The sequence below is a fragment of the Kitasatospora sp. NPDC004614 genome, from assembly GCF_042873675.1.
Lineage (GTDB): Bacteria > Actinomycetota > Actinomycetes > Streptomycetales > Streptomycetaceae > Kitasatospora.
The window spans coordinates 34,363-45,689 of record NZ_JBIALR010000020.1 but is presented as its reverse complement, the minus strand read 5'-3'; the positions used below and the strand labels follow the sequence as shown (position 1 = coordinate 45,689).

The following is an 11,327-nucleotide window of genomic DNA, read 5'->3' as shown; positions in this document are numbered from 1 at the left end:
CTCCCTTCCCGCCGAGCGCCATGGTGGGGACCGTGCGCGTGGGGGCGTGACGCCCGGCTCTGGGTGAGGTGGGGGACATGTGGGGCTGTGCCGACCGGATCGTAAAAGTGCCGGCAGGGCCCGTCAATAGGTCTGGACCAAAGGCAAGGGTGGTCTGGACCATCGGCGAGGGGCGGCCGGTCCTGGGAGCGCCGCGGCCCCGAATTCCCTTACCGCATAAGCAAGGTGAACACTGACCCCGTGCGCCCTTCCGGTGCTCCGGAGCGCCGCGTCATGCCGGTCGCGGCCCCGGACGTCGAGTGGAACGAGCCCTGGACGTGGACTGCCGAAACCCCGCCGCCCTGCTGGCCGAGGCCTGCGCCGCCGCCGGTCGCCCGAGCGCCGGCGCGGAACTCATCCGGGCCGGCGAGAACACCCTGTGGCGACTGCCCGGCGGGGTCGTCGTCCGGATCGGCCGCCCCGGCCAAACCGCCGTCGCCGCCCGCGAGTTGACGGTGGCCCGCTGGCTGCGCGCCCACCGCGTCCCGGCCGTCCGCCCGCTCGCCGACCCGCCCGAACCGCTCGTGGTCCGCGGCCGCCCCGTTACCTTCTGGCGCGAACTGCCCCCGCACCGCCACGCCACCGCCCCCGAACTCGCGGCCGCGCTCCGCCGGCTCCACCAACTGCCGCCCCCCGAACCCGGGTTGGAGACCATCGACCCGTTCGTCCGACTCCCCGCCCGGATCGACGGCGCCACCACCCTCGACACCCCGCAGCGCGCCTGGCTGCACGCCCGGCTCGCCGCCCTGCGCACCGCCTGGGCCGAACTCGACCACCCCGCCCACCGGTTGACCGTCGTCCACGGCGACGCCTGGAGCGGCAACCTCGCGGTCACCGCCACCGCCGCCCACCTACTGGACTTCGAACGCACCGCCCTCGGCCCACCCGCCTGGGACCTCACCTCCACCGCCGTCGCCCACGACTCCTTCGGCAGCCTCTCCACCCCCGGCTACGCGGCCTTCTGCACCGCGTACGGCGCGGACGTCACCGAGTGGCCCGGCTACCCGGTCCTCCGCGCCATCCGCGAACTGCGCCTCGCCCTCTACGCCTTGCAGCAGGCCGCCACCGACCCCGCCCGTCACCGCGCCCAGGCCCACTACCGACTGGCCTGCCTGCGCGGCGAACACGGGCCCCGGCCCTGGCGGTGGACGGCCATCGACTGACCGGCCGTCAGTCCACGCAGGGCACCCCGTCCAGCTTCACCGGCGCCTGCCCGGAGTTCCCCGAATACGCCTCCCCGGTCTCCTCGGAGATGTTCGGTGAGACCGACGGCACCGGCCCGCTGCCCAGCAGGATCTGCTTGGCCGCCCCGTCCGCCGTGCGCACGTGAGTCCCCTCGAACGCGATCGGCAGCGTCGTGGCGGTGCCCCGCCCGGCCGCCAGCGCCGGCACCTGGCGGACGAAGTCCACCGGGCTCCACCCCTTGTCGGTCACCAACTGGTCGGAGAACGCGTCGTACAGCGCCGACAGCTTCGCCGGATCCGCCAGTACCCCGCCGGTGCGCAGCTTCGTCAGCACCCCGGCCAGGAACGCCTGGGCCCGGGTGGTCCGCTGCACGTCCGAGCCGTCACCGATGCCGTGCCGCTGCCGGACGAACGCCAACGCCTGCGCCGGGCCCAACTCCTGCTTCCCGGCCGGCAGTCGGATCCCGCTCCAGGAGTCCTTCACCGCCTCGTTCAGACAGACCGGCACTCCGCCGAGGGCATGCACCACCCGGTCGAAGCCGGCCATCGAGATCTCGGCGAAGTGGTCCACCGGCATCTCCGCGACCTGCTCCACGGCCGTGATCAACGCGGCCCGCCCGGCCTCCCGGCCACGGCGCCGCAGCTCGTCCGCGGCCAGGCCCTGCCCGCGCAGCCGGTTCATCTCGGCGAGTTCCGCCTTCGGGTACAGGTCGCTGATGACGGCGTTCCCGTCGTGTCCGTCCGGCACCAACAGGTCCCGTGGTACCGACAGTTGCCGGACCTCGCCACCGTCCTTCGGGACGTGCACCAGGATCAACGTGTCGGGGCTGTCCGGGCCGGTGTCCACCGGCCCGCCCAGCGCGCCGAGGCCGGACCCCAGGCCCACCAGCAGGATCGTCACGCCCTGCTCCGGCGGCGCCGAAGGCGGCGGCGTCGCCGAATTGGCCAGCTCGATGGCGTTCGACCGCACCCCCGGCACACCGTGCGGCACCGTCAGCACCCCCGCCCCGACCACCACGGCCGCTGCCAGCGCACCCCCCAGCAGCGCCGCCCGCCGCCGCCGGGCCCGCTTGAGCCGCCGCCCCACCGCCAGCCCACCGTCCACCAGTCTCGCCGTCACCTCCGGACCGGGCCCCCCGCCCGCCTGCCCGAACGCCGCCCCCAAGTGCACCTCGAACTCCCCGTTCCCGTCCGTCACTTCACCACTCCCTCGACCGAAATCCCCGCTCACCGCGCCACCAGCTCCGCCAGATCCGCGCCCAACAGCCCCCGCAACTTGACCAGCGCCCTCGAACACCGGGTGCGCACGGCAGCCGAACTGTCCTTCACCATCGCCGCGGTCTCCTCCACACTGCGGTCCTCCCAGTACCGCAGCACCACCACCGCCCGGTCCCGCGGCGGCAGTTGACCGAGCGCATCGACCAGCGCCAGCCGCAACGCCGAGTCCGGCCCGTGCTCCACCAGCTCGGGCAGCACCTGACTCGGCCGCTCACTGCTGCTGCGCCGCCGCTGGTGCGTCAGGTACGCCCGCACCAGCACGGTCTGCGCGTACCCGGCCGGATTGTCGATCCGCCCCGCCCAGCTCGGCCGGTACAGCCGGTGCCACTGGGTGTACATCTGACCGAGCGTTTCCTGCACCAGATCCTCGGACAGATGCGCGTCCCCGCCGGTGAGGAAGTACGCCGAGCGGTAGAGCTGCCCGGACCGGGCCGCCGCGAACGCGACGAACTCCTCCTCCAGGGCCGCCCGCCGTCGAGCTGTGGCCACGTTTCCTCTCCCTCCACCGGATCCGCCCTATGACGGCCCGGCACGGCCAGGATGTTTCATCCGGCTCGCGAGAAGATTCCTGTCCGGTAGCGGACGGCTCCCGCGACCCCACCCGCTGGAAGGACGGAAAAGCCCACCGATCGCCGACTGCGCGGGTGCGAAACCGGGGGCGCGGGGCACTGCGCGAAGCGGAAGGATCCGACCGCGAGATCGCGACGCAGGACAATGACTTGCACGTGCTCGCGACCTAACGGACAGGCCTTGCGCTTCGCGCAGTTCTCCCTCAGCCCTGGCGGGCCGGGAGGTGCCCCCACGCGCTCCTGTCCTCGCACTCCCTAGTTCCGGAACGCCCCCACCCCGTTCGGCGTCCCCAGCCCCGTCGGCCCGTCATACCCCGGCCCCGCCGTGCACAGGTACGCCGGCCGGCACGAGGCCGTCGAGCCGCTGACCACGTCGTTGAGCGCGTCCGGGTGCGCGTACGGGAAGCTCGCCGGCCGGCTCCCGACCGCCGGCTCGCCCGCCAGCGCGTACGTCGCGGCGATGATCGGCGCCGCCGCCGACGTCCCGCCGTAGGTGTACCAGCCGCTGCCGCCGTAGGTCTGGTAGACGGCGACGCCGGTCTCGGGGTCGGCGACGGCCGCGACGTCGGCGACCGTACGCCGGGTGCAGCCGGTGTCCGTCTGCCACTTGGGCTTGGTGAGCTTGGTGGAGCACCCGCTGCCGGTCCCTTCGGTGGAGCTCGTGGACCAGACGTCCTCCGCCCAGCCGCGCGGCGAACTGTCGTTGCGGAGCGAGGTGCCCCCGACGGCCGTGACGTGCGGCGAGGAGGCCGGGAAGATCACGCCGTAGCCGCCGTCCCCGGAGGCGACGGCGATGGCCACGCCGGGGTGGTCGAAGTACCGGGTGTCGTAGGAGGCGGCGTTGCCGTTCTCGGGTGCGCCCCAGCTGATCGAGACGATCTTGGCGCCCATCGCGACGGCGGTGTTGACGGCGGCCCCGAGGTCGGCGACGCCGGCGCTGTCGGCCTCCACGAGGAGCAGGTGGGCGCGCGGGGCGATCGCGGAGACCATGGCGAGGTCGAGCGCCGTCTCGCCGGCCCACGCGCTGTCCGCGCGCGGGATCCGGGTGCCGCCGCGCTGGTCGGTCTTGCGGAAGCAGCCGCTGTCGGTGGTGCAGGCGGGCAGCCCGTAGTGGGCGCGGTAGACGCCGAGGTCGGCCTCGGCGTTGGGGTTGTCGTAGGCGTCGATGATCGCCACGGTGGTGCCTTCGCCGCCGTCGGCGGGCAGCCCGTACGCGTCGAGCAGGTCGGCGGGGCCGTAGCCCTCCCGATCGGTGGCGGCGCTGACGACCCGCAGGGCCTGGCAGGCGGCGGTGTCGGTGTGGGCGGGGCGGGCGCAGTTGTGCACCCAGCGGGTGCCGCGGTGGGTGGTGTCGGCGTGCGTGGGGGTGGCGGCGGTGAGGGTGGTGAGCAGGACGGCGGCGGTGAGGGCGAAGGTGCGCACGGACTTGCCTCCGGTCGGGACTGCGGACCGGTGGCGCGCGTGAAGCTCCCTGCACGACCGGTCACGGTTCGTACAGGGAGTGTTGACGCCGCGTCAACGATTTATGCGTGCATCACTCGGCCGGTAGATGGTCGACGGCGCCGACCTGGACGCCGGCCTGGCTGTGCCGGCGGGCCGGTTCGCGGCCGGGCGGCTGGGTGGGCCGTTCGGCGGGGGTGCCGATCTTCTTGGTGGGGCGGCTGACGGGCTTGCCGGCTTCCACGTGCAGCGGTTCCTCGTCGTGGAGGACGGCCAGCACGCTGCCGCGGCGGAGGGTGTAGGTGGTGGTGGCGTGGGTGATGTCGACCCGCAGCAGGTGTTCGCGGACGCTCATGGAGAAGCACAGCCGTTGCAGTCCGGCGGGCAGCCGGGGGCGGAACGACAGGTGTTCGCTGTGGTCGCGCAGGCCGCCGAAGCCGGCCACCAGGGCGATGCAGGCGCCGGCCAGCGAGGCCATGTGCAGGCCGTCGCGGGTGTTGCCGCCGAGGTCGTGCAGGTCCATCAGGGCGGCTTCGGCGGTGTAGTCGTACGCCAGGTCGAGCTGGCCGACCTCGGCGGCGATGACGGCCTGGGTGCAGGCGGACAGCGAGGAGTCGCGGACGGTCAGGCGCTCGTAGTAGGCGAAGTTCCGGGCCTTCTGCTCGGGGGTGAAGAGGTCGCCGCGGGTCTGCATGGCGAGCACCAGGTCGGCCTGTTTGACGACCTGCTTCCGGTACAGGTCGAAGTACGGGTAGTGCAGCAGCAGCGGGTACTTCTCGGGCGGGGTGGCCTCGAAGTCCCACATCTGGTGGTCGGTGAAGCCGTCGGCCTGCGGGTGAACGCCGATCTGTTCGTCGTACGGGATGAACATCTTGTCGGCGGCGTCGCGCCAGGCGGCGGCCTCCTCGGTGTCCACCCCGAACGCCGACGCCTCGTGCAGGTACTTCAGCGCGGCGTCGGCGGCGTTCCACAGGTTGGACTGCGCCATCACGTTGGTGAAGACGTTGTTGTCGGCGACCGCGCTGTACTCGTCGGGGCCGGTGACGCCCTCGATCCGGAAGTTGCCCTTGGCGTCGTGGTGGCCCAGCGAACGCCACATCCGGGCGGTCTCCACCAGCAGTTCCAGGCCGTGGGTGCGTTCGAACTCGGCGTCGCCGGTGGCCCGGACGTAGCGGACCACGGCGGCCGCGATGTCGGCGCCGATGTGGAACGCGGCGGTGCCGGCCGGCCAGTACCCGGAGCACTCCTCGCCGCGGATCGTCCGCCACGGGAACACCGCACCCGCCAGGCCCAGTTGGGCGGCTCGCTCACGGGCCATCGGCAGCGTGGTGTGCCGCCAGCGCAGCGCCTGCTTGACGGCCTCCGGCAGGCAGTAGGTGAGCACCGGCAGCACGAAGGTCTCGGTGTCCCAGAACGAGTGCCCGTCGTACCCGGGGCCGGTCAACCCCTTTGCGGGGATGGCCCGTTCCTCGCTGCGGGCACCCGCCTGCAATACGTGGAACAGCGCGAACCGGACGGCCTGCTGGAGTTCGACGTCGCCCTCGATCTCGACGTCGTTGTCGCCCCAGAACCGGCCCAGGAACTCCTTCTGCTCGTCCACCAGACCGTCCCAGCCGGTGTACCGGGCGGCGGTCAGCGCCGCCTCCACCTGGTCGCGGACGGCGGGCAGCGAACGGGTCGCCGACCAGCCGTACGCCACGAACTTCACCAGGCGCAGCTTCTGACCGGCGTTCAGCACCGTGGTGATGGTGATCCGGGCCTGGTCCTCCGAGGACTCGGCGGCGGTGTCGATCCGCTCCGGCCCGTCGATCACGTGGTCGATCCCGGCGGCGACCCGCAGCCCGGAGAACCGGGTGCGGTGCACCAGCACGCCCTTCGTACCGTCGGCGTGCCGCAGTTCGGCCGTCAGCGGGGCCTCCAGCACGGCCGCCGCCCGCGGGTCGCCGTCCCCGCCGCCCGGCATCTGCTCGTTGGCGACCAGCTCGGACTGCAGCACGATCCGCACCGGGCTGTCCACGGCCTCCACCGAGTAGTCGATCGCGCACACCGCCCGCTGGGTCAGCGACACCAGCCGGCGGGAGCTGACCCGCACCGTCCGCCCGGCCGGCGAGGTCCACTCGGCCACCCGGCGCAGGATGCCGTCCCGGAAGTCCAGGCTGCGCCGGTGGCTGCGCAGTTCGCCGTACCGCAGGTCGAACGGCTCGTCGTCGACCAGCAGCCGGATCAGCTTGCCGTTGGTGACGTTGATGACGCTCTGCCCGGACTCCGGGAAGCCGTAGCCGCTCTCCGCGTACGGCAGCGGACGCAGCTCGAACACGCCGTTCAGGTAGGTGCCGGGCAGGCCGTGCGGCTCGCCCTCGTCCAGGTTGCCGCGCAGCCCGATGTGGCCGTTGGACAGCGCGAACACCGACTCCGCGCGGGCCTGTCCTGGCAGGTCCAGACCGTGCTCGCTGATCCCCCACGGATCGACCGTGAACGCCTCGGACGGGCTCATCCGCGCTCCCCGAGCAGCTCCGACAGGTCATCCACCACCACGTCCGCGCCGTGCTCGCGCAGTGCCTCCGCCTGCCCGGTGCGGTTCACCCCCACCACCGTGCCGAAACCGCCGGCCCGGCCCGCCGCGACGCCCGCCAGCGCGTCCTCGAACACCGCCGCGTGCTCCGGTTCCACCCCCAGCTGCTTCGCGGCGGCCAGGAAGGTGTCCGGCGCGGGCTTGCCCGCCAGGTGGTCGCGGGCCGCGGTGATCCCGTCCACCACCACGTCGAAAAGGCCGTCGATCCCGGCGGCCTTCAGCACATCCCGGCAGTTCGCACTGGACGAGACCACCGCCCGTGGCAGCCCCGACTCCCGCAGCCGGTGCAGGTACGCCACCGAACCCTGGTACGGCTGCACGCCCTGCTCGCGGATCATCCGCAGAACGGTCTCGTTCTTCGCCGCCGACAACCCGTTGACCGTCCGCGCCCCCGGCGGATCCTCCGGGGTGCCCTCCGGCAGCTCGATCCCGCGCGACGCCAGGAACTGCCGGGTGCCGTCCAACCGGGGCCGGCCGTCCACGTACCGGTCGTACTCGCCGACCGGATCGAACGGGACGAACGGGGCGCCGGTGCGCTCCGCCTCCGACCGCAGAAACCCGTCGAACATGTGCTTCCACGCGGCCGCGTGCACCTTCGCGGTCTGGGTCAGCACCCCGTCCAGGTCGAACAGGAAAGCGTTGATTCGGTCCGGAAGTCCCAACATGCTGCCAGTCTCACCCGCCGTCGCCACTCCATGCAGGTCATCACCCGGAACGGCGCGTCGTGGTCAGTCCGCGGCCGCGTGCACCCCCGGATGCGAGTGGCCGTCCGGCACGAAAAGCGGCTGCGGACGCCCGCTCTGCGCGTAGTCCTTCAACCGGACGATCGCCTCCGCCCACCCGCCCGCCGCCGCCGGGACCGACGCCACCGTGTCCGGCCCCCACCCGAGATGGCGCAGCAGCAACAGCGTGTGCCGCGACCCGTCCGGATGATCGAACAGGTCCCACGTCACCGTCGTGCCCTGCCACGTCGGCGGATACATCCCCACACTGCGCCACCCCACCCGGTCCAGGTCCGCACGCTCACGCCGGAGCCGAAGCGGCTCCGGCGCATCCGGCACCGTGACCAGCAGATCCTCCCCGTCCCGCTCGATCCCGGTGCTCCACCACGACGTCAACCCCACCCGGGTGTCCAACGCCGCCAGCAACCGCTCCCGGGACGCCGCGACGTCGACCTGCAAGGCGATCTCGGCCATCGCACTCACCTCACCACCCACCATCGCGCGAAACGCACGCGGGCGCGAAACGCAGACGGGCGCGAAACGCAGACGGACGCGAAACGCAGACGGACGCGAAACCAGGGGCGCGGGGAACTGCGCGAAGGGGAACGCACCCGACCGCAAGATCGCGGCGCAGGACGATGACTTGCACTTGATCGCGACCTAACGGACGGGCGTGCGCTTGTCGCCCAGTCATCGCTGCGCAGGAGACATCCGGGTCGAGACGCCCACGCGGTTGAGCGCGTTGATGGTGGTGATCATGCCGATCAGGTGGGCGAGTTCGGTCTCGGAGAAGTGCTTCGCGGCCTCGTCGAAGACCTCGTCGGGGACGTGCGTGGTGGCGACCAGGGTGATGGCCTCGGTGAGGGCCAGCGCAGCGCGCTCGCGGGGGGTGAAGAACGGCGTCTCGCGCCACGCGGACAGCGTGTGCAGGCGGTGTTCGGCTTCGCCGTTCTCGCGGGCGTCCTGGGAGTGGATGTCGAGGCAGAACGCGCAGCCGTTGATCTGGGAGGCGCGCAGGTCGACCAGGTGGGCGATGACGGGGTCGCCGAGGCCGGCCTGGGCGAGGCGGTCGAGGGCGATCAGGTTGCGGTGGAACTCGGGGGCGACGCGGGCGAGGGCGAGGCGCTGGGCGGGGGCGGGGGCGGGGGCGGGGGTCTGGTCAGTCATGAACCCCACGCTAGGCGGGGGTTGGACCGGTGGTGTGGTTCATTGGGGGGATGAGTTCCTGGGCCACTTTCGGCGGCGATCTGCATCTCGACCTGACTGCCGGGCGCACTCGCGGTCTCGGTCTGCGGGCCGCCCTGGAGGACGCGTTGCGCACGGCCGTGCGGGACGGCCGGCTCGCGTCCGGCACCCGGCTGCCGTCCTCGCGGGCGCTCGCGGCCGACCTCGGGATCGCCCGCAACACCGTCGCCGAGGCGTACACCCAACTCGTCGCGGAGGGCTGGCTGATGTCCCGCCAGGGGTCGGGCACGGTGGTCGCGGAGCGCGGCCCGCAGCGCGCGCCGGCCGCACCGCCGCCGGGCCTGCGGCAGCCCGTCGCGCTGCGGTACGACCTGAAGCCGGGCTCGCCCGACCTGAGCCGGTTCCCGCGCGGCGCGTGGCTCGCGGCGGCCCGCCGGGCGCTGGCGACCGCACCGCACGACGCGTTCGGGTACGGCGACCCGCGGGGCCGGATCGAGCTGCGCCGGGCGCTGGCCGGCTACCTGGCGAGGGCCCGGGGGGTGCGGACCGATCCGGAGCGGCTGCTGATCTGTTCGGGCGTGCAGCAGGGTCTCGGCCTGGTCTGCGCGGCGCTGCGCGAGCAGGGTCTCGGGGCGGTCGCGGTGGAGGCGTACGGGCTGCCGCCGCAGCACGCGGTGCTCGCCGCGCAGGGGCTGCCGATGCGTCCGCTGCGGCTGGACGCGGGCGGCGCAGTGACGGCCGAACTGGCGTGCACCGACGCCGGATTGGCGCTGTTGACGCCCGCGCACCAGTTCCCGATCGGGATGCCGTTGCGGGCGGCCCGGCGGGCGGAGGCGGTGGACTGGGCGCGGCAGGTCGGCGGTTATCTGCTCGAGGACGACTACGACGGCGAGTTCCGCTACGACCGGCACGCGATCGGGGCGATGCAGGCGCTGGACCCGGAGCGGGTGGTGTACGCGGGCACCGCGTCCAAGTCGCTGGCGCCGGGCGTGCGGCTGGCCTGGCTGGCGCTGCCGGCCGCGCTGGTGGAGCCGGTGGGGCGGCACAAGCAGCTGGCGGACGGCCAGAGCGGCGCCCTGGAGCAGCTGACGCTGGCGGAACTGATCGAATCCGGCGGCTACGACCGGCATGTCCGGCGCAGCCGCCAACTGCTGCGTCGCCGCCGCGACCGGCTGGTCGAGGTGCTTGCCGAGCGGGCCCCGCGGGTGCGGGTGACGGGGATAAGCGCGGGCCTGCACGCCGTCCTGGAACTGCCCGGGGATTCCCCGGGCGAGGACGAACTCCAGGCCCGCGCGCTGCGGGCGGGGCTTCGGGTGCACACCCTGGGGTGGAGCCGGGCCGAGGGCGCGGACCGGCCGCCGGAGTGGCCCCCGGCGCTGGTGGTCGGTTACGGCACGCCGCCCGACCACGCCTTCGAGGCAGCCCTGGACGCGCTGTGCACCGTACTGGGCCCCTGACGGGCCGGTTACTTGCCGTGGCGGCCGACGTAGAACAGCAGGAAGAGGAAGCCCACGAAACCGTGGCCCGAGACGATGTAGATCCAGACCCGGATCCACACCCGGTTCGAGGCGCGGTAGCCCGCGTCGACGGTCTCCTTGTACTGCGGGACGGCGGGCTTGGTGTCGGCCATGGCGGTCTCCTGACGGTGGTGGCGGACGGGGGGTGCGGGGGCTACAGGCGGGGGGCGTCGCCGAGGCACAGGTCGCCGGCGGGGCTCTGCAGCAGGGTGTGGACGAAGATCAGGTCGAGACCGGTGTCGGAGTCGGCCGCGATACAGTGCGGGGTCAGCGAGTCGAAGTGGGCGGAGTCGCCCTCGCCGAGCAGGTGCACCCGGTCGCCCAGGGTGAGCCGCATCCGGCCCTTGGTGACGTAGAGCCACTCCTCGCCGGGGTGCACCCGCACCACGGCGTCCTGCGAGCTCGGCGGGACGTGCACCCGCAGTGCCTGCATGGCACGGCCCGGCGCACCGGCGCGCCGGTACCCCCAGCCGCCGGCCCGGCCCGGTTCGACCACGCCGCCGCGGATCACCGGATCCGGCTCGGCCACCTGCTCGCCGAGCAGCCCGGACACACTGGTCGCGTACGCCCTGGCGAGGCCGAGCAGCACCGGCAGCGAAGGCTGACGTCGCCCGGTCTCCAGGCGGGACAAGTAAGCTGGCGACAGGCCGACCCGGGCCGCCGCGGCCTCCAGCGTGAGCCGGCTGGTGACCCGCTGCTCCCGGAGCCGCGCGCCGAGGCCCGCGACTTCCTGGTCGTCGCCCAGTGGACTGTCTGTCATGACTCCAGTCCACACCCTTTGTGCCTCACGGGCAACAAACTTGCCCCACAGGCAAACGGGC

The 11,327-nt window shown here is 73.1% G+C and carries 11 protein-coding genes; 2 read left to right on the top strand and 9 right to left on the bottom strand.

Going from position 1 to position 11,327, the window contains the following annotated elements; translation table 11 throughout:
• The first annotated feature begins 299 nt into the window (after nucleotides 1–299).
• Nucleotides 300–1,202: a phosphotransferase enzyme family protein gene (locus ACFYST_RS30300; RefSeq protein WP_387866921.1), complete on the top strand. Its 903-nt coding sequence runs from the start codon at nucleotides 300–302 to the stop codon at nucleotides 1,200–1,202.
• A 7-nt stretch (nucleotides 1,203–1,209) separates the two neighbouring features.
• Here ACFYST_RS30300 and ACFYST_RS30295 read toward each other — a convergent pair whose 3' ends face one another.
• The 7 genes from ACFYST_RS30295 to ACFYST_RS30265 form a co-directional block, all read right to left on the bottom strand.
• On the bottom strand, nucleotides 1,210–2,421 hold the full coding sequence (locus ACFYST_RS30295) for an LCP family protein (RefSeq protein ID WP_387866919.1): 1,212 nt from the start codon (nucleotides 2,419–2,421) through the stop codon (nucleotides 1,210–1,212).
• 29 nt (nucleotides 2,422–2,450) lie between these two features.
• Nucleotides 2,451–2,990: a SigE family RNA polymerase sigma factor gene (locus ACFYST_RS30290; protein ID WP_387640569.1), complete on the bottom strand. Its 540-nt coding sequence runs from the start codon at nucleotides 2,988–2,990 to the stop codon at nucleotides 2,451–2,453.
• Nucleotides 2,991–3,325: 335 nt separating this feature from the next.
• On the bottom strand, nucleotides 3,326–4,492 hold the full coding sequence (locus ACFYST_RS30285) for a S8 family serine peptidase (protein ID WP_387866916.1): 1,167 nt from the start codon (nucleotides 4,490–4,492) through the stop codon (nucleotides 3,326–3,328).
• A 112-nt stretch (nucleotides 4,493–4,604) separates the two neighbouring features.
• Nucleotides 4,605–7,004, bottom strand: coding sequence for a glycoside hydrolase family 65 protein (locus ACFYST_RS30280; RefSeq protein WP_387640574.1), 2,400 nt, complete (start codon nucleotides 7,002–7,004; stop codon nucleotides 4,605–4,607).
• Complete coding sequence (locus ACFYST_RS30275) at nucleotides 7,001–7,747, bottom strand: HAD family hydrolase (RefSeq protein WP_387866914.1); 747 nt, start codon at nucleotides 7,745–7,747, stop codon at nucleotides 7,001–7,003. Before ACFYST_RS30275 ends, ACFYST_RS30280 begins: the two co-directional genes overlap by 4 nt.
• Nucleotides 7,748–7,810: 63 nt before the next feature.
• A complete protein-coding gene (locus ACFYST_RS30270; protein ID WP_387640579.1) occupies nucleotides 7,811–8,278 on the bottom strand; it encodes an SRPBCC domain-containing protein in 468 nt (155 codons plus the stop codon).
• A 216-nt stretch (nucleotides 8,279–8,494) separates the two neighbouring features.
• Nucleotides 8,495–8,971, bottom strand: coding sequence for a carboxymuconolactone decarboxylase family protein (locus ACFYST_RS30265; RefSeq protein WP_387640582.1), 477 nt, complete (start codon nucleotides 8,969–8,971; stop codon nucleotides 8,495–8,497).
• A gap of 50 nt (nucleotides 8,972–9,021) precedes the next feature.
• Here ACFYST_RS30265 and ACFYST_RS30260 point away from each other — a divergent pair, with 50 nt between their 5' ends.
• Nucleotides 9,022–10,446 (top strand): PLP-dependent aminotransferase family protein, encoded by a 1,425-nt coding sequence (locus tag ACFYST_RS30260; protein WP_387640585.1) that lies wholly within the window; start codon nucleotides 9,022–9,024, stop codon nucleotides 10,444–10,446.
• An 8-nt stretch (nucleotides 10,447–10,454) separates the two neighbouring features.
• On the opposite strand, the gene ACFYST_RS30255 is transcribed toward ACFYST_RS30260, so the two are convergent.
• The gene (locus ACFYST_RS30255; protein ID WP_157815763.1) at nucleotides 10,455–10,619 is read right to left on the bottom strand and encodes a DUF6126 family protein; all 165 of its coding nucleotides are present in this window, start codon (nucleotides 10,617–10,619) and stop codon (nucleotides 10,455–10,457) included.
• Nucleotides 10,620–10,660: 41 nt separating this feature from the next.
• On the bottom strand, nucleotides 10,661–11,266 hold the full coding sequence (locus ACFYST_RS30250; RefSeq protein ID WP_387866912.1) for a helix-turn-helix domain-containing protein: 606 nt from the start codon (nucleotides 11,264–11,266) through the stop codon (nucleotides 10,661–10,663).
• Between the last annotated feature and the right edge of the window lie 61 nt (nucleotides 11,267–11,327).

Excerpts from the sequence above, each read along its gene's own strand:
- ACFYST_RS30265 (WP_387640582.1), bottom strand. The coding sequence starts at position 8,971 with ATGACTGACCAGACCCCCGCCCCCGCCCCCGCCCCCGCCCAGCGCCTC.
- ACFYST_RS30280 (WP_387640574.1), bottom strand. The coding sequence starts at position 7,004 with ATGAGCCCGTCCGAGGCGTTCACGGTCGATCCGTGGGGGATCAGCGAG.
- ACFYST_RS30250 (WP_387866912.1), bottom strand. The coding sequence starts at position 11,266 with ATGACAGACAGTCCACTGGGCGACGACCAGGAAGTCGCGGGCCTCGGC.
- ACFYST_RS30260 (WP_387640585.1), top strand. The coding sequence starts at position 9,022 with ATGAGTTCCTGGGCCACTTTCGGCGGCGATCTGCATCTCGACCTGACT.
- ACFYST_RS30270 (WP_387640579.1), bottom strand. The coding sequence starts at position 8,278 with ATGGCCGAGATCGCCTTGCAGGTCGACGTCGCGGCGTCCCGGGAGCGG.
- ACFYST_RS30255 (WP_157815763.1), bottom strand. The coding sequence starts at position 10,619 with ATGGCCGACACCAAGCCCGCCGTCCCGCAGTACAAGGAGACCGTCGAC.
- ACFYST_RS30275 (WP_387866914.1), bottom strand. The coding sequence starts at position 7,747 with ATGTTGGGACTTCCGGACCGAATCAACGCTTTCCTGTTCGACCTGGAC.